The following is a 17992-nucleotide window of genomic DNA, read 5'->3' as shown; positions in this document are numbered from 1 at the left end:
TTGGGTGCGTTTTTTATCATTGTAATGATAAATTAAGAGATAAGCATAAATAAAATATGCTATAATAGAGAAAACTTAAACAATTTTTTTAGGAGGGGGAAATGAAAAAATTATTGAAGTTACTTTCAAGTAGAATGATAATTGTAGGGATGCTAATACTTTTACAATTGGTAATATTAGGTTCGGCAATTTGGAAGCTTAGCGAGTCATTTGTATATTTATATGTACTCTTTATTATACTTAGCCTTACGGTAACAGTATATATTATAAGCAGAACAGATAATCCATCCTATAAATTAGCTTGGGTAATACCGGTTCTATTATTTCCAGTCTTTGGTGGTCTATTATATCTATTCTTTGGAGGTAAAAAAATAAGAAAAAAATTAAAAAAACAACTTGAATCAACATATTATGAAACCTTTAATTTACTTAAACAAGAAAAAGGTATTATAGAAGAAATAAATGAAATGGATAAATTATTAGCAAACCAAGTTAGGTACATAAATAACCTATCAACATATCCCGTATATAAAAATACTTATTCAGAGTATTTATCGCCGGGTGAAAATTTTTATGAAAAACTTATTTGTGAGTTAAAAAAAGCTAAACATTATATATTTATAGAATGTTTTATTATTCAAGAAGGGAAAATGTGGAATAGTGTACTAGAAATACTTCTTAATAAAGTTGAGGCCGGATTAGATGTTAGAGTAATTTATGATGATATGGGTTGTATTCAAACACTATCTAAGAATTATCATAAGAAATTAGAAGCTTTAGGGATTAAAACAATGGTATTTAATCCTTTCACACCAATTCTTTCTTCAGTAATGAATACGCGAGATCATAGAAAGGTAATTGTAATTGATGGGCATACAGCCTTTACTGGAGGAATGAATCTGGCAGATGAATATATTAATGAAGTAGTAAGGTTTGGGCATTGGAAAGATGCTGGTATCATGATTAAGGGGGATGCTGTATGGAGCTTTACAGTTATGTTTCTACAAGTTTGGTCCTTAAGTAAAAGTGAGAAAATTTATTACAATGAATTTAAACCAACCGTACATAAATATAATGAGTTTATAGATGATGGCTACGTTCAGCCTTACGGAGATAGCCCATATGATAACGAGCTCGTCGGAGAAAATGTCTATCTTAATATCATTAATAAGGCTAAAAATTATATATATATATGTACTCCTTATTTAATAATAGATAATGAACTTGTTACTGCTTTAACTCTTGCGGCTAAGAGCGGAGTAGATGTAAAAATAGTTACTCCACATATTGAGGATAAATGGTATGCACATACTGTAACTAGAGCATACTATATTCAATTACTTTTAGCTGGTATTAAAATTTATGAATACACACCTGGATTTATACATTCAAAGACGGTAGTTGCGGATGATGAAGTAGCAACTGTAGGAACTATAAATTTTGATTATAGAAGTCTTTATTTACACTTTGAATGTGGTGTATTTCTTATTAAGACAAAATCTATTTTCCAAATAAAAAAAGATTTTATGGATATCTTAAGTGTGAGTCAAATAATAACAGTTAATAATGCAATGAAAGTTAAATGGTCCAATAGATTCTTAAGATCTATTTTAAGACTTTTTGCGCCTATGATGTAAATTAATATAGGGATTTAGTAATATTTTATTATTAAATCCCTTTTCAGATTATTTATAACTAATAAAACATTTTGAGGTGCTAAGGATGAGACACAAAAGTAAAAAGCAATTATTCATATTATTTATTATTGTATTGTTAGCTGGGAGTGTTATAGGTGTTTTAGTTCAGAATAAAACTGAAGAAAACGCATCGGCCTCTGCAACAGAAGAAATAACTACTATTGATCAAAATAAAATAATAGTAGAACCTCTACAAAATGATATTAAGATAATAAGACCAGAAGCGAATAAAATCACAACTGGCGAACAGAAGATTACATTTTCAGGCATGGCAGATCCAAAAATAGAGGTAAAATTAAATAATGAACCTATTGATGTATATTATACTGGCAACTTTATTCTAGAAGCTCCTTTAACCATAGGAAGTAATAGCTTTAATTTTACATTAGGTGATAAAAGCTTGAATTATGAAGTTATTCGCCAGGATAAAATAATAGATTCAATTATACCAAATAAAACTCTTATGGTAGAAGGTGGAATGCAAGCAGAAATAAAAACAAAATTATATAGTGGAGCAACAGCTTATGCTGAAATTAATGGAGAAAAAATCGAGCTTGTTCAAATTGAAAGTGATGAATTTATATCAGCAAGAGATACTACCTATGCAACCTTCAAAGGGATTTATAATGTTCCCAAGGTTGATAAGGAATTGGTTTTAGACAATATTATAATTAATGCACTTTATAATGGAGAAAAGGCAAGTAAAAAAGGTGGAAAAATTATTATTAATAAATCATTAGAAAAAGGAACTGAAGCTATTATAAAAAATGATATTGCATGGGTATATAACTATATGAATACTTCAGTAACTCCTATGGTAGACATGGCTCCCTTAGCTAAAGGTACTAGGGATTATATAACGTCAAAGATAATAGTAGATACTAAAGAGTATTATAATTTAGCATCAAAAAAGAGAGTAAGAAGTGAGGATGTTGAAATAATACAAAATCAAGAAGAATTAGAAAATAACATAAAGGCTATTTCAGTTTTTCAACAAGATAATAAAACAATACTTAAGCTAAAGCCCAGTTCAAAACTTCCTTATAATATGGATATAGTTTCTGTAGATTATAAAGACATATCAACAGGAGACTATTCAGTAGAAGAATTTAAGCCAAAAGAGATAAATATATCTTTTGATTATATAAAGGACTTAGATAATGAAGTTGACTTCAATGAAAATTTTCTTTTTGACAGCATTCAGGTTAAAGAAAAAGATGGGAACAAATATTTAAACTTAACTATTAATGATGATATTAACTATAGTGGGCATTTTGCATACTACGATAATGAAGGGAACCTAATAGTAGAGTTTAAAAATCAAAAAAGCACTATTAAAGATATGATTATTGTTATAGATCCAGGGCATGGATTAATAGAAAATTATAAACTGGATTCAGGAGCTTTAGGTTGGAGTGGTATAAATGAAAATACTATAAATACTAATATATCTAAGTTTTTAGAAGAGGGCCTTCTAGAAAAAGGTGCACACATATTAAGATTAGATACTGAAAAAGAAAACTTACCTTTGAAGACTAGAGGGGCTAAGGCAAGAGAATATAATGCAGATTTATATCTGTCCATTCATAATAATTCAGGAGGTTCAGGTAAATATAATGGAACAGAAACCTATTATAATACTCCTTATTCAAAGAATTTTGCTAAAAACATTAATTACTCCCTAGTTGATTGCTATAATAACAACTTATTTAAAGGGATAGATGGAGATTATAATAGGGGAGTGAAATTTAATGATTATACAGTAACCTTAGAAAGAGAAAATCCATCTGTACTCATAGAGGTGGGTTATATAGATAATCCATTATCATTTAATAAAATTATAGATTCTGATTATCAAAAAAAATTAGCAGAATCTATAATTAAAGGCTTAGAAAACAGTTTATAAAAAAATGATATACATTTTCATAAATTGAAAATGTATATCATTTACTATATCTTGAATTTCTTTGATTTTTGCAGATAAAAAGTAATTACTGTAGTTATAGCAAAATCATAAAGTAGAAATGCTGGTTGCGATATTAAATATAATATCCATGTCGGAAAATCAATAGTTAACTCACTAATAAAAGCATTCATAAATACAATTCCTATGCTAAGTACAATATTAAAAAATAAAAGCTTTAATATAATTTCAATTGGAATTTTTCTTATCTTTTCAATAAAGTATTTTACTATACCATATATACCGAATAATAGAGTATACATAATAGCATAATTAATTGGTACTATAAAGAAGCTCATAAGGGCTGTTGCAACATATACAAAACAAGCTGTTCTTATATTACTTCTTAAAATTGTAATAGGTATAAAACAAGAGGCAAGAGTTAATATTGAAAGTGTGTTTACGGGGATGATAGTTGTTAAATATAAGGTCATTATACCTAAAGCAACCATAATTCCACCTAAAGTTATATCTTTAGCCTTCATAAAATCCTCCTAAAATCATATTAACAGCACCCTATAAGATCTCCACCCATGCATTCGCATATAGAGTCAAGACACCAAAGGTTTATACAACAGTCAAAAGCACCTCCAGATCCTTGGTTTGTTCTATATGGAGAACCATAAGATCTACTTCTTGATTGTAGCTGTTGAAGAGTTTGTTTGTACTCAAAGTTATTAGGATCCATATTTGATGCAGTTCTTATATTTTGAAGAGCTGAATCATACCATCCTTTATTCGTATGTACAACACCAGTTAAGAAGTACCATTCCGCATTTTTATCACTAACTCTACTTAGTATAGCCTCAGCTCCAGCTGTATCTCTCTTTTGAAGACATGCTCTTGCTTGAACTAAGTCCTGAGAGTAATTGCCTGAATTTGAACTACTGCTACTCTGGCTTGATGAGTTGCTATAAGAATTTGAAGAACTTGAAGAAGATTTCCCATTTCCTAACTGTGAATAGGCCTCATTAATCTCAACTAGCTTCTCCTGCGCGAGCTTCTGAAGTGGATTATCAGTAAATTGATCTGGATGATATTGTTTAACTAATTTTCTATAAGCACTTTTAATTTCTTCCTGTGAAGCACCTGGTTTAACACCTAAAACCTCATATGGATTCATTAGCAAGTCACTTCCTTTCCTTCAATGTGTAAAGTGTAAGTTATATGAGTCTTATTCTATTTAAAGTTCCCCTAATTTCACTCTATTTTATTTACCTAAAATAATATTCATAAATATGATTATAACATAAGTTATTCTATATTAGAAACAAGCTTAATGTATTATTTTTAGAAATAATTATAAAAAGAAAACAGACCAGATAAATTAATCTCTGGTCTGGTACTGTCAGTTCATATTTTTATGAGTAAATTCATCTTTATCTTTTTTGCATGAAGATTTAGTACTCACATTCACATATTTGTCCATCATACCAAGGTTTATTATATTTTCTAAAATATCTTTATTTCTATTAAGATTTAATCTACTTAGTGAATCTCGACAAGTACATCCACAGCTTAAAATACTAAACTCAATTCTTTCTAAAATAATATTTAAGAAATCCTCATATTTAAGAGTATCTTTATTAAATAAATAGTTTATAGGATTAAATTTGTTTTTCTCCATATCTTCCTGTAAATCATCTAGTGCATCTATTAAGTAAATCCATTTTCCTAAGGAATATCCAAACTCATACAAGGTTCTTCTTGTTTCTTCCCCATCATCAATTATATTATGTGGGTAAAGTTCTAAAATTTTACCTACAATAATACTAAATGGATCACATATTTCATCTATGGATGAAAAGTTCTTGTTATCTTCAAGATTTGAAAGCTTGTTTAAATTATCCTTTATAATAGTATTAATTAGACTAATAGATGGTGAAAATTTCTTTTTATAAGGAGATAATCCAAAAGCCAATATGTTGCTTTTTAAATCTTTATCATCCTTAATATCATCTAATAATTTAAAATATGCTAGTGATACATTCATTTCAGCCGCATAAGTCAGCGCATCATTATCTAATATTACGGGTTTCTTCGCAATTGGATGAGACATGCATGTTTTTAGCTCCACAGTAATCTCTTCAGGATTTAACCCATCTAAAAGCAGTGCTAAAAAAGTCATATCATAGTTTAATGTCATCCTTGGAATATTTCCAAAATGTTTTTTAATACTGAAGCATAAACCACAGTAATAGCCTCTAAATTGATTAAATTCCCTTATCTTCAATTCAGATTTTAAGGGCGTTACATATCCAAACATAAAATACTCCTTAACTTGTTAATACATTTATTATACATAAATATTACTAAGGGTACAACTTATGTATTGAGAATATTTAGTTGATTTAGTATACTAATAACTAATGGGATTATTGGAGGCGTAAAATGCATAAATTTATCGAATTTAAAAATGTTAAGAAAATCTATAAAATGGGAGAAGTAGAAATTGAAGCTTTAAGTGGAGTGGACTTTTCTATAAATCAAGGTGAATTTGTTGTTGTAGTTGGAGCCAGTGGAGCTGGTAAAAGTACCATCTTAAATATCCTAGGAGGAATGGATTCACCATCTAGTGGAGAAATATATGTTGATAATTCACAAATAAGCAATTATTCATCTAAGGAACTTACCACATATAGACGATTTGATATTGGTTTTGTATTCCAATTTTATAACTTAGTTCAAAACTTAACCGTTACAGAAAATGTTGAACTTGCAACTGAAATTTGTAAAAACCCTCTAGATATTGACAAAACCGTAGCAGCTGTTGGATTAAAGGATAGACGAGATAGTTTTCCAGCACAGCTTTCTGGTGGAGAGCAACAAAGAGTTGCAATAGCAAGAGCCTTAGCTAAGAATCCAAAGCTACTTTTATGCGATGAACCAACAGGAGCATTAGATTATAACACTGGAAAGGAAATTCTTAAACTTCTTCAAGATACATCTAAAGAGAATAAAATGACAGTTGTAGTTATTACTCATAATCTAGCTCTTGCACCAATGGGTGATAAGATTATAAAGGTAAAGAATGGTAGAGTAGCTTCTATTGAAGTTAATGAAAATCCTACTCCGGTAGAAAGGATTGAGTGGTAGATATGAAAAGAACCTTGAATAAGGATACCTTTAGGGAAATAAAAAAATCCTTTGGAAGATTTCTTTCAATATTTGCTATAGTAGCCATTGGTGTAGCTTTCTTTGCAGGAGTAAAGTCAGCAGCTCCTGATATGAAATTTACAGCAGATAAATATTATGATGATAATAATCTAATGGATATAAGAGTTTTATCTGATTTAGGTTTAACAGATAATGATGTTGCAGCTATTAAAAATTCAGACGGAGTTTTAGGAGTGTATCCTACTCATAGTATTGATACTTTAATAAAGAATGGAACATCTCAATCTGTTTTTAAAGTTGCTGGAATGCCACTACAGGATTTAGATGATACTAATGAAGACTATATAAATAAACCTACCTTAGTTGAGGGCAGATTACCTGAAAAATCTGGGGAGTGTGTTATAGAAAAATCTTTAATGCCAGGATTAAATTTAAATATTGGAGACACACTTACTTTAGATTCAGGAACTGATGAAGACATATTAGAAAACCTAAATACAAAGGAATACACAATTGTAGGTACAGTACTTACTTCCTATTATCTATCCTATGAAAAAGGGACGTCATCTATAGGTAATGGTAAGGTCGATAGTTTCGTTATTATTCCTGAAACTGATTTTAACATGGATGTTTACACAGAGGTCTTAGTAACTGTTAATGGTGCAAAGGCTATAAACTCCTACGATGATGAATATTTTGATATTACAGATCCATCTGTAGATTCGCTGGAATCTTTAGGTACTATAATGGGTCCTATTAGATTACAAGAGATTAAAGATGAAGCAAATAAAAAACTTCAAGAAGGAAAAGATGAATATAATATAAATAAATTAAAATTTGATGAAGAAATAGAAAAGGCTTTTAAGAAAATTGAAGATGGTAAGAATGAAATTATAGTAGGAGAAAATAATCTAAATTCAAAAGAGAATGAATTTAATCTACTTATGAAGAACAGCGAGTCTAAGCTTAATGAAGGGACTGTGAAATTGGCATCAGGACGGGCTGAATATGAAAAGAATTTAGCTGTTTTAAATGAGAGTAAACTTGGTTTATCTCAATTAGAAGAAGCTATTAAAAATCCATTACTGCCTGCGGAGTCTAAAGCCCAATTAGAGGCTCAACTAAGTGAAGGACAAGCGCAATTTGCTCTAGGTGAGGCAAAATTAAATTCAGCAAAAGCAATATTAGATAGTAGTTCTAAGGAATTAGAAACCCAAAAGGCAGCATTAATTGCTGGTAAAGCTCAAGGGAAAAAAGATATATCAGCTGGAAGGCAGAAAATAGCCTCTGCTAAGACAGAAATGGTAGCTGGGGAAGAAGAGTATAATAAATTTAAAACAGAAGGTGAAGAAGCCTTAGCTACAGCTTCAGATAAAATCACTAAGAGTGAAGATGAAATTGCAGAGCTAGAGGAACCAACTTGGTATGTATTAGATAGAACTAGTCATTATAGCTATGTTGACTATGGTGGTTCTGCAGATAGAATTGCTGCAATTGCGAAAGTATTCCCTGTATTCTTCTTTTTAGTAGCTGCCCTAGTTTGTTTAACCACTATGACCAGAATGGTTGATGAACAAAGAAGCACAATAGGAACATTAAAAGCATTAGGATATAGTAAGGTTAAGATAGCTTCAAAATACGTGATATATGCAGCAATTGCTAGTATTTTAGGAAGTATAGCAGGGTTCTGCATAGGAATGGTAGTATTTCCAACAGTAATATTTAATGCTTATGGAATTATGTATACTCTTCCAAATCTCGTACTTAAATTTGATATATATCTTGCGTTAAGTACTACCGCTTTAATCCTCTTAATAACAACATCTGCCACACTTTTTGCATGTTATAAGGAGCTAATGGAGACTCCATCTCTTCTTATGCGACCTAAAGCGCCGAAAAATGGTAAGAGAATATTTTTAGAACGGCTTAACTTTATATGGAAAAGATTATCTTTTACAGAAAAACTTACAGCTAGAAATATTTTTAGATATAAAAAGAGATTTTTTATGACAGTAATAGGTATTTCAGGGTGCACGGCTCTTATTATAGCTGGATTTGGAATTAAGGATTCTATAGAATCTATAGTAAAAGTGCAATTTGGGGAAATAATTAAGCATGATTTAAGTGTGTCTTTAGATAAAAAAAGCACATTAGAAGAAAAGCAATCTATACTTAATAAATATAAAGAAGATTCAAGAATAGATTTAATTATGAGTTCGAGTGAGTATAATGGAAATGTTACAGTCCTGGATGAAGAGAAATCTATTACTCTAGAAGTTCCAAGTGATACTGAAGAATATAAGGACTTTCTTATATTTAGGACTCGAGGTAGTCATAAGGAGGTTTCTTTAGAGGATAACGGAGCTTTATTATCCGAAAAACTTGCCAGAGACTTAAATGTCAAGGTAGGAGATACAATATTGATTGATAATGGAGATAGTAATAAAAAAGAAGTTCTAATTACAGGAATAACTGAAACATACCTTGGACATCATGTATATATGTCAGAAGATTATTATAAAGAAGTTTTTGAAGAAGACCCACTCTACAATAATTTGATTGCAAAACTTAATGATTCATCAAAGGATGTTGAAGATACTCTAGGAGCAGATATAGTAAATGAAAATATAGTTAAGTCTCTTAACTTCTATACAGGCACTATAGATAACTTCAATGATACTGTTTCAAGTTTAAATTTCGTTGTAATTGTACTTATTGTTTCAGCAGGCGCCTTAGCATTTGTTGTACTGTATAATTTAACTAATGTAAATATTAGTGAAAGACTTAGAGAAATTGCAACTATTAAAGTTCTAGGATTCTATGACAAGGAAGTTTCTGCCTATGTGTATAGAGAAAATATTATATTAACTATAATTGGTTCTTTAGTAGGCTTAGGCCTTGGAACCGCCCTTCATAGATTTATAATGGTCACAGTTGAATTAGAATCTGTAATGTTTGGACGGAATATATCTTTAGTAAGTTATATATCTGCATTTGGAATAACAGTAGCCTTTGCAGTGTTTGTTAATTTAGCTATGTATTATAAACTTAAAAATATTCCAATGGTAGAATCATTAAAATCAGTAGAATAAAATAAAGCTATGCTATTAGTCTAAAAAAGACTTTTAGCATAGCTTTTTAAGTATTTTCTTTTTTATATAGTACATAATAAAAATGTGCTTAATAGAAAGGAGTTTTTTTATGCCAATAGCTATTATTACTACAATTATTTCTGCAATTTCTATTTTAGCTGGTTCCACGCTGGGTGCTTTATTCAGTTGGATAATTAGTAAGAAGATGCATAATCAAAAAATGCAAGAGGAATATAAGATAATGCAAGAAAATAGAAAATACGAGGATAGTTATCGAGCAAAGGAGGTATGTAATAATGCAAATGTTATAAGGCTTGATATTGCAAATGCACTATTTCAAAGTATAAGAAGTTTACAAAACACGGATGAAAAGAAAAATTATTTATATTTATTACCTATAAATAAATATTATTCCCAAGCAGTTGCATCCTTAAGCGATAAGTATAATTTAAAGGAACTTAGCTATTTATACCAACTTTATGGAATCATAGAAAAGGTAAATAGAGATATTTATGAATGGACTATTGGAGATACAGAAGCTTATGATAAAGTTAAAACTGGGTTTGAAACTATTTTATATAAAATGTATGGAGATGACTTTAAAAAGGTTCTAACTATAGATCCAGATAATATTTCATATATAGAATTATATAAAAATGATTCCACTGAAAAACAATATAAAGATCTATTAGAAAAACTAGACTATTTATGCCTACTGGAGAACCTATTAAAGGAAAAAACAGAAGAACATATTAAGAAATAATTAAGAAATAATAAGAAAATCTTAATTGAATTTTTTTTTCATAAGACATAAAATTAAAGTGTGCTATTAAGAGTAGTACACTTTTAATTTTATATAAGGAGGGATTTTGTGAGAAAATCTACTATACTAACTATTGCAGGAACTTTTATTATAATGACAGGACTTCTTTGTAATTTAGGAAAATCTGCTAGTTATAGCAAAAAGATAAATTTTTCCGAACCTGAAGAGGTTCTTGGTAAATTAAATTCATCAACCTTAGCAGCTTTCGAAAATTCTAATTTAAATGGGTCTGATATTATTTATACTTATGATTTTTATGAATGCCTCTCAAGTAGAAAAAGATTAACTTCTCCAGGGGTAATTTGGAGTGATGTTGATTTGAATATTAATAAAGACAAGGATCCTAAAGCAGAAAGTGAAAGGATAATTAATGACTATTTAACAAGGGGTAAAAATTTAAAGAACTTTAAATCAGAAAAAAAAATACAAGCCTATAATTTATCGGGAACCTGTATATATGTTTATAATGGCAAAAGCAACATAGAGGTTGATGTAGTACTTATTGATGAAGGTAAGGGTTGGGTAATTGATTATTTTATGGTGAGAAGTGATGTTCTAGAAGGAGAACAAAATGATTCAAGTCGACAGTAAAAGCAGTATCCCATTGTATGAACAGATACACTGCAAAGTAAAGGAGCTTATATTGAAAAATGCCTTAAGGGAGGGTGATAAGCTACCGTCTGTTCGAGAACTAGCTTTCATGATAACCATTAATCCAAATACAATAAGTAAAGCCTATGGAAAACTGGAGGAAGATGGAATAATTGAAACTTTTAAAGGAAAGGGTACCTTTATAAAAAGTGAGGCAAAATCTCTTGTAAAGAAATATGGAATTTTTTTAATTGAGAAAGATTTGAGAAAGATATTAGAAAATGCCCTTCTGTTAAATTTAGAATTAAGAGATATTATTAAAATGGAAAAGAAAATATATGCAGACGTAGAGGAGAAAAATAATGATAGAAATTAAAAATCTTTCCTTATATTTAGAGGATATAGAAATATTGCATAATATTAATCTAAATATAGAAAAGGGGAAAATTTATGGGCTTATTGGAGCAAATGGAGTTGGGAAGACAAGTCTTATTAAATGTCTTACTGGTATATATGAAGTTACAGAGGGCCAAATACTATACGATGGACAAGAAGTATATAATAATTCCTTAGTTAAGGAAAATATTGCGTATGTTGCAGATGAAAATATTTTTTTCTCTTCATTTACAGTGAAACACATCATAAAATACTATAAATTAGCTTATAAAAATTTTAATGAAGAGAGATTTCATGAGATAAATAAAATTTTTAATATTTCTCTAAAAAAACGTTTTTATCAACTTTCTAAAGGAATGAAAACAAGGGTGGCTTTAATGATAGCTTTTTCACAACAATCTGATTACTTAATTTTGGACGAGCCAACCTCTGGTCTTGATCCAATATTAAAGAATAAACTTCTAAAACTATTAGTAAAGGAAGTTTCAGAGAGGGCTGTAACTATAATAATTAGTTCTCATAATTTAAGTGAGCTTGAAAGAATATGTGATGATATTGTGATTATAGATGAAGGAAAAATATCTTATCAAAATACTTTAGAAAATATGAAAAATAAAATAAAAAAGCTTCAGGTAGCATTTGATGCTCCTATTTATGAAGAAGATTTGAATATTAAAGGTATTTTTAAGATATCAAGGATTGGACGAGTATTTACAATAATTACTGATAGCTATGATAAAGGCTTCTTAAGAGAACTTAATAAATTCAATCCATTATTTGTAGAAGAAATTGATTTATCCCTTGAAGATATCTTTATTTACAAAGTGGAAAAGGAGGATTTAAATGAAGAGATTATATAATAAAGCACTAATGTATCAATTCTTCTACTTAGGTAAATGGGCTCTTTTTGTAAGCATGATATTTTATGGAATATTCACTTATGGCTTTGTAAATAGTAATTTAGCTAATTTGAGTTTAAATATTTCTGTATTAGAAGGTGATACATTAGATAATTTGAATCCGTATCATATTATATTCCTATGCTTAATAATATTTTTACTTTATGTTGTAGTTACAGGCTTTAATAAGAGAAATAATATGACATTCTTAACAAGTGGACCATATACTAAAGAAGAAATTAAGAAAAACGAAATATTATTTTTAATTATAAGTTTACTTTTATTAATATTTACCTTTATATATATTAATATTTGTTTATATGTAAGAGATAATACCCTGTTATTATTAGCAAGTAATGAATATACAGCATTATTTTCTAATATAATGCGATTAGTAATAGTTGGAACCGCCTTTATTGCCTATTTAACATTTATGGACATGTTATTTTCAAATACAATAATAAGTATTTTAGCTATGATAGGAACTCCAGTTATATTAGCAGTTAATTTATTACTATTAAATGATATAGCTAATAGATTAAATTCTTTTCATTTATATAACTTTAATTTAGTTCGGGATATCTCTCATATAATGAGCTCTATGATCAATTTTATTTTTGGAAGTAAAATTATTTATGAGAGTATTGATTATATAGCAATCATTATTCTTTTAATGATAATAGTTGTAACATTTATCATTACTTGGAGAATAAACAAAAGCCTCTGTTTAAATAAAATTAATAACTTTTTTGTTTTTCCAATTGTAGAAAAGATAGTTTTTTTCATAATTTCCTTTACAATTTCCTTAGTATTTATATATTTAATTTGTTATAAATATACATATTATTATAATTATAATACAACTACTTCAGTTAAGGGAACTATTATAACTTTAACTTTGATAAGCATTTGTGTGGCTGTATCTTATGTTATTAAAAATCTATTAAGCAAGTTATTTAAAGACTTAATTAATAAATAATAATTTATGTAAAGTAGAACATTACCCTATTTTTATGAATACTATATATTAATCTTAAGAATAGGAGTTGATAAACTATGTCAAGAAGTTGTTGTAGCTGTAAGACTTGTTGTAATCCTTGTAACAATCGTAACAGATGTTGTTGCAATAATAACAGTGGTTTTGGTGGTGGTGGATTCGGTGGTGGTGGCATACTAATATTGTTGCTACTTTTTGGAGGACTAGGTGCTGGTGGCTGTGGAGGTTTTGGAGGCTTTGGTGGCGGCTGTGGTGGCTTGTTCTAATCAAAATATAAAGGGTATCCTAAATGGGTACCCTTTAAAATTTGATATTTATAGTACATAAGGATATAATTAAACTAAATAACTATATGGAGTGATAATTAAATGGAAGAAAGATTACAAAAATATATGGCTAGCTGTGGAATAGCTTCAAGAAGAAAATGTGAAGAAATAATATTATTGGGCAAAGTTAAAGTTAATGGAATTGTTATAAATGAGCTTGGTACAAAGGTTAATCCAGACCTTGATAAAGTTGAATATAATGATAATATTATTTTACCAGAAGGCAACAAAGTATACATAATGTTAAATAAACCTGAAGGTTACATAACTTCCGTAAAAGACGAAAAAGGTAGAGAGACTGTTATGGATATTGTTAAAGTAAAGGAAAGAATTTATCCTATTGGAAGACTTGATTATGATAGTTCTGGTCTTTTAATTCTAACAAATGATGGAGATATATATAATAAAATAATTCATCCAAGGGTGGAGATTGATAAAAAATATATAGCTATAGTTGAGGGTGAATTTAAAAAGGAAGAACTTGCTGAATTCGAGAATGGAATAGATATAGGTGCAGGATACATTACTGCCCCTGCTAAAATTAAACTTGTAAGATATGACTTTGATGAGAGTACTGTTGAACTTATTATTCATGAAGGGAAAAATAGACAAATCAGAAAAATGTGTCAAGCTGTAAACCATGAAGTTATTACCCTTAAGAGAACTTCTATCGGAGATCTTAAATTAGGACAACTTAAAAAGGGAGAATATAGAAATTTAACTGCTGAAGAGTTAAACTATATCAGTAATCTATAATTACATATAATGAAAGTAGTTAATTGAAAACTTGCATTTTTCTTGAATACCCTTATAAATGATGGTACAATTATCTAGCAATTATAGAATTTGAATTTATGGAATGATAGGGTGAATAATATGGACAAGGAAATTATTGATGAAGGCAAGGACTTAATGAAGCTTATTCAAACTAAGTTTTCCAGATTAAGTAAAGGTCAGAAACTTATTTCAGTATATATATTAAAAAGTTATGATAAGGCTGCTTTCATGACAGCTGCAAAACTTGGACTGTCAGTTGGAGTATCTGAATCAACTGTAGTTAGATTTGCAAATGAACTTGGATTTTCAGGTTATCCAACATTGCAAAGAGCGCTTCAAGAATTAATAAAAAACAAGTTAACAACCGTTCAAAGATTAGAACTTTCTAAGGATTTCGCATCTGATGAAGATGCTCTTAAGGGTGTTTTAAAGGCTGATATTGAAAATATCAGAGCCACTTTAGAAAAGATTAATCCATATACATTTGAACAGGTGTTAAATTCAATTTTTCAAGCTAAAAACATATATATAATTGGTCTTCGAAGCTCAACCACTTTATCTGAATTTTTAGGATTTTACTTAAATGTAATTTTACAAAACGTTAAAGTTGTAAGTTATGGAATTTCTGATATATTTGAGCAAATGATAAATATTCATGAAGGTGATTTAGTTATTGGAATTGGATTCCCCCGATATGCAGCAAAAACTGTAGATGCTTTGGATTTTTCCAAGGCACGAGGAGCTACAGTTGTTGCTCTTACAGATAGTTTGCTTTCCCCTCTTGCAACAAAGGCTGACTATACCTTAATTGCTCAAAGTAATATGGCTTCCTTTGTAGACTCTCTAGTAGCACCTCTTTCTGTTATAAACGCATTAATTATGGCAGTAGGAATGAGAGAGAAGGAAAATGTTTCTAATATTTTTGGTAGTCTGGAACAAATTTGGCAAGACTACAATGTGTATTCTTATAATAATAGAAATATGGATGATGAATATTAAAAAATACTCTAGAGAAATATAATAATATTTTTCTAGAGTATTTTTTTTATCTCTACATATACTAAATATAAATTTAAAACACGAGGTGAAGTATATGATAGAAAAAACTTTCCCAAAAAGCTTTCCGAATATTACTCAAAATCAACAACCAGGGATGGAAGAAGAGATGAATCCTCAACCTATTTTTCAACATGATGAGTATTCTTTTAATTCGGAAAGATTAAAAGACAGGGTCGCAATCATAACGGGTGGAGATAGTGGCATAGGTAGAGCTGTAGCAGTATCTTATGCACGAGAAGGTGCTAAAGTTGCAATAATTTATTTGAACGAAGATGATGATGCAAGTAAAACTAAAAAGATAATTGAAGATAATGGAGGAATATGCTTAATTATAAGGGGGGATGTAGGGGATGAAGCATTCTGTTCTTCAGCAATATCAACTGTAATAAGTAGTTTTTCTAAAATAGATATTTTAGTTTGCAATTCAGCTGAGCAGCATTACTCTAAGAACATAGAGGATATTACCTATGATCAATTACATAAAACCTTTAGAACTAATGTATATGGTACTTTCTTTATGATTAAGGCTTCAATGCCTTATTTGAAGGAAGGAGCATCAATTATAATAACAACCTCAATAACTGCATATCAAGGAAATGAAACATTAATTGATTATTCCTCGACTAAAGGAGCATTAACATCACTTACGCGTTCCTTAGCCGTCAATCTTGCTCCAAAGCTAATTAGAGTAAACGCAGTTGCACCAGGGCCTATATGGACTCCTCTAATTCCATCATCCTTACCGGCTGAAGAAATACAAAGTTTTGGATCTAAAACCGCTTTTAAAAGAGCAGGGCAACCTGTAGAAGTAGCTGAAGCGTATGTGTTTTTAGCTAGCCAAGGAGCATCTTTTATAACTGGAGAAACTATACACGTTAATGGGGGAGAGTTTGTTACCTCATAAGAGCAAAATTATATTATTTACATAGGGTATTTTATAGAACACTTAAAATATTCTTAAAACTAGTGATAGTCTATTTATTTAATTAGATTATGATGCTAAAATTAGGGTATAATAGAATTAGGAGGCGAGAATATGATTGATGATTTAAAATTAGCAATAAGTGAAAAGAATTTAGAAAAAGCCAGAAGGATATTAAAAACACAATTATTAGAAAGAGAATATCCGCCTGAGTTATTAAAGGATACCATAGATTTAGCAAGTTCCTATGATGTCTTTGAAATTCATAATGAAGAAAAGTTCTTGCCTAATCCAAAAGAATGGACAAAAGAATATTTAGACAAGTTAAAAGCTGATTTAGATGGTAACTTTTCAAAAGAAAGATTTATGAGAACTTATTATGTTGCTAGAACTATCGAGAAATTAGGAGATTCAAATAATAAAAAAATCTCTATTTGTTTTGATAAACAATATAAAGATTTCTTCAAATCAGCTAAAATCGAAGCAGTTGTAGTCAGTGTTGCAGCTGTTGGTATCTGCCTTTGGTTATATAGTAAACATAAAAATTCTTAATAATTGAAGAGCATCTAATAAGGTGCTCTTTTTAATTTTGATAAAACTTTGTATAAAGGCTAAAAAATCACTTGAAATTTTGTTAAGAAGATATATAATATTATTAAGTAAGAGTTAGTAAAATTTGGGGGAGAATTAATATGAAAACTTTAATTATATATGGAACAAATTATGGAACTGCTGAGGGAGTTGCAAAGACAATAAAAGGGAAAATTTCAGACCAAGTAGAAATGGTTAATATTAAAAAGGCCTCTGTGCCAAATTTAAATGATTTCAATAAAATTGTTATAGGTTCAGGTGTTAAAATCGGCATGATAAATAAGAAACTTAAGTCTTGGATGAATAATAATTGTGATGAGATCATAAGTAAAAAGATATTTCTATTTTTATGTGCAAGTACTACAAAAGCTGAGGAAATAGAAAAAATATGGAGTGCTAATTATCCTGAAAAAATACTAGATAATGCCACTATAAAAATTTGTGTTGGTGGAGTTTTAAATTTAGATAAAATGGGATTTTTCGATAAATTAATAATAAAAAAGGTGACAGGACAAAATGAAAGTAGTTCAACTCTAAAAATAGATGAAATACTTAATTTGGCATCCTTAATAGAAAAAGCTTAAAAAAAGCTGGTAAGAATTTCTTACCAGCTTTTCTAGTGCGCCCAGCATGGGCGTGCACTAATCGGTGAAAGTCCGTAATGGAGGCTGATAGTGCCAACCATTTAGCTTAAGACAAGGGTGTCCATTGTGAGGTGGAATCTGAAGGAAGTCGGCGGCAA

General features: G+C 29.4%; 18 protein-coding genes. 15 read left to right on the top strand and 3 right to left on the bottom strand.

Annotated features, from left to right (window positions below):
* The first annotated feature begins 101 nt into the window (after nucleotides 1-101).
* A complete protein-coding gene (gene cls / locus CLVI_RS13680) occupies nucleotides 102-1637 on the top strand; it encodes a cardiolipin synthase (protein WP_106060689.1) in 1536 nt (511 codons plus the stop codon).
* Between the two features lie 85 nt (nucleotides 1638-1722).
* Complete coding sequence (locus CLVI_RS13675) at nucleotides 1723-3603, top strand: N-acetylmuramoyl-L-alanine amidase (protein WP_106060688.1); 1881 nt, start codon at nucleotides 1723-1725, stop codon at nucleotides 3601-3603.
* Nucleotides 3604-3647: 44 nt separating this feature from the next.
* Here the strand turns inward: CLVI_RS13675 and CLVI_RS13670 are convergent, their stop codons facing one another.
* From CLVI_RS13670 to CLVI_RS13660, 3 genes are all read right to left on the bottom strand, one after another.
* Nucleotides 3648-4145, bottom strand: coding sequence for a hypothetical protein (locus CLVI_RS13670; protein ID WP_106060687.1), 498 nt, complete (start codon nucleotides 4143-4145; stop codon nucleotides 3648-3650).
* Nucleotides 4146-4165: 20 nt separating this feature from the next.
* Nucleotides 4166-4783 carry a J domain-containing protein gene (locus tag CLVI_RS13665; protein ID WP_106060686.1) on the bottom strand — a complete coding sequence of 206 codons (618 nt, stop codon included), beginning with the start codon at nucleotides 4781-4783 and terminating at the stop codon, nucleotides 4166-4168.
* Between the two features lie 225 nt (nucleotides 4784-5008).
* Nucleotides 5009-5926: a DUF5685 family protein gene (locus CLVI_RS13660; RefSeq protein WP_106060685.1), complete on the bottom strand. Its 918-nt coding sequence runs from the start codon at nucleotides 5924-5926 to the stop codon at nucleotides 5009-5011.
* A gap of 125 nt (nucleotides 5927-6051) precedes the next feature.
* Here CLVI_RS13660 and CLVI_RS13655 point away from each other — a divergent pair, with 125 nt between their 5' ends.
* From CLVI_RS13655 to CLVI_RS13595, 13 genes are all read left to right on the top strand, one after another.
* Nucleotides 6052-6756 (top strand): ABC transporter ATP-binding protein, encoded by a 705-nt coding sequence (locus tag CLVI_RS13655; protein ID WP_106060684.1) that lies wholly within the window; start codon nucleotides 6052-6054, stop codon nucleotides 6754-6756.
* A gap of 2 nt (nucleotides 6757-6758) precedes the next feature.
* Nucleotides 6759-9869 (top strand): ABC transporter permease, encoded by a 3111-nt coding sequence (locus CLVI_RS13650; protein WP_106060683.1) that lies wholly within the window; start codon nucleotides 6759-6761, stop codon nucleotides 9867-9869.
* Between the two features lie 109 nt (nucleotides 9870-9978).
* Nucleotides 9979-10632, top strand: coding sequence for a hypothetical protein (locus tag CLVI_RS13645; protein WP_106060682.1), 654 nt, complete (start codon nucleotides 9979-9981; stop codon nucleotides 10630-10632).
* 108 nt (nucleotides 10633-10740) lie between these two features.
* Nucleotides 10741-11283 carry a hypothetical protein gene (locus CLVI_RS13640; RefSeq protein ID WP_106060681.1) on the top strand — a complete coding sequence of 181 codons (543 nt, stop codon included), beginning with the start codon at nucleotides 10741-10743 and terminating at the stop codon, nucleotides 11281-11283.
* The gene (locus CLVI_RS13635; RefSeq protein WP_106060680.1) at nucleotides 11264-11659 is read left to right on the top strand and encodes a GntR family transcriptional regulator; all 396 of its coding nucleotides are present in this window, start codon (nucleotides 11264-11266) and stop codon (nucleotides 11657-11659) included. The genes CLVI_RS13640 and CLVI_RS13635 overlap by 20 nt, the downstream gene beginning before the upstream one ends.
* On the top strand, nucleotides 11646-12539 hold the full coding sequence (locus tag CLVI_RS13630) for an ABC transporter ATP-binding protein (protein ID WP_106060679.1): 894 nt from the start codon (nucleotides 11646-11648) through the stop codon (nucleotides 12537-12539). Before CLVI_RS13635 ends, CLVI_RS13630 begins: the two co-directional genes overlap by 14 nt.
* Nucleotides 12523-13557 (top strand): hypothetical protein, encoded by a 1035-nt coding sequence (locus tag CLVI_RS13625; RefSeq protein WP_106060678.1) that lies wholly within the window; start codon nucleotides 12523-12525, stop codon nucleotides 13555-13557. Before CLVI_RS13630 ends, CLVI_RS13625 begins: the two co-directional genes overlap by 17 nt.
* Nucleotides 13558-13634: 77 nt before the next feature.
* Nucleotides 13635-13841, top strand: a complete 207-nt coding sequence (locus CLVI_RS13620) for a ground-like protein (RefSeq protein ID WP_106060677.1) — start codon at nucleotides 13635-13637, stop codon at nucleotides 13839-13841.
* A gap of 102 nt (nucleotides 13842-13943) precedes the next feature.
* Entirely contained in the window at nucleotides 13944-14657 is a 714-nt protein-coding gene (locus CLVI_RS13615; RefSeq protein WP_106060676.1) for a pseudouridine synthase, read from the top strand.
* A 120-nt stretch (nucleotides 14658-14777) separates the two neighbouring features.
* Entirely contained in the window at nucleotides 14778-15677 is a 900-nt protein-coding gene (locus CLVI_RS13610) for a MurR/RpiR family transcriptional regulator (RefSeq protein ID WP_106060675.1), read from the top strand.
* A 94-nt stretch (nucleotides 15678-15771) separates the two neighbouring features.
* Nucleotides 15772-16641: an SDR family oxidoreductase gene (locus CLVI_RS13605; RefSeq protein WP_106060674.1), complete on the top strand. Its 870-nt coding sequence runs from the start codon at nucleotides 15772-15774 to the stop codon at nucleotides 16639-16641.
* 132 nt (nucleotides 16642-16773) lie between these two features.
* Complete coding sequence (locus CLVI_RS13600; protein ID WP_106060673.1) at nucleotides 16774-17211, top strand: hypothetical protein; 438 nt, start codon at nucleotides 16774-16776, stop codon at nucleotides 17209-17211.
* Between the two features lie 140 nt (nucleotides 17212-17351).
* Nucleotides 17352-17834, top strand: a complete 483-nt coding sequence (locus CLVI_RS13595; RefSeq protein ID WP_106060672.1) for a flavodoxin domain-containing protein — start codon at nucleotides 17352-17354, stop codon at nucleotides 17832-17834.
* The last annotated feature ends 158 nt before the right edge of the window (nucleotides 17835-17992 follow it).

The organism is Clostridium vincentii (genome assembly GCF_002995745.1).
Taxonomy (GTDB): domain Bacteria; phylum Bacillota; class Clostridia; order Clostridiales; family Clostridiaceae; genus Clostridium; species Clostridium vincentii.
This window is presented reverse-complemented; position numbering and strand designations above follow the sequence as displayed.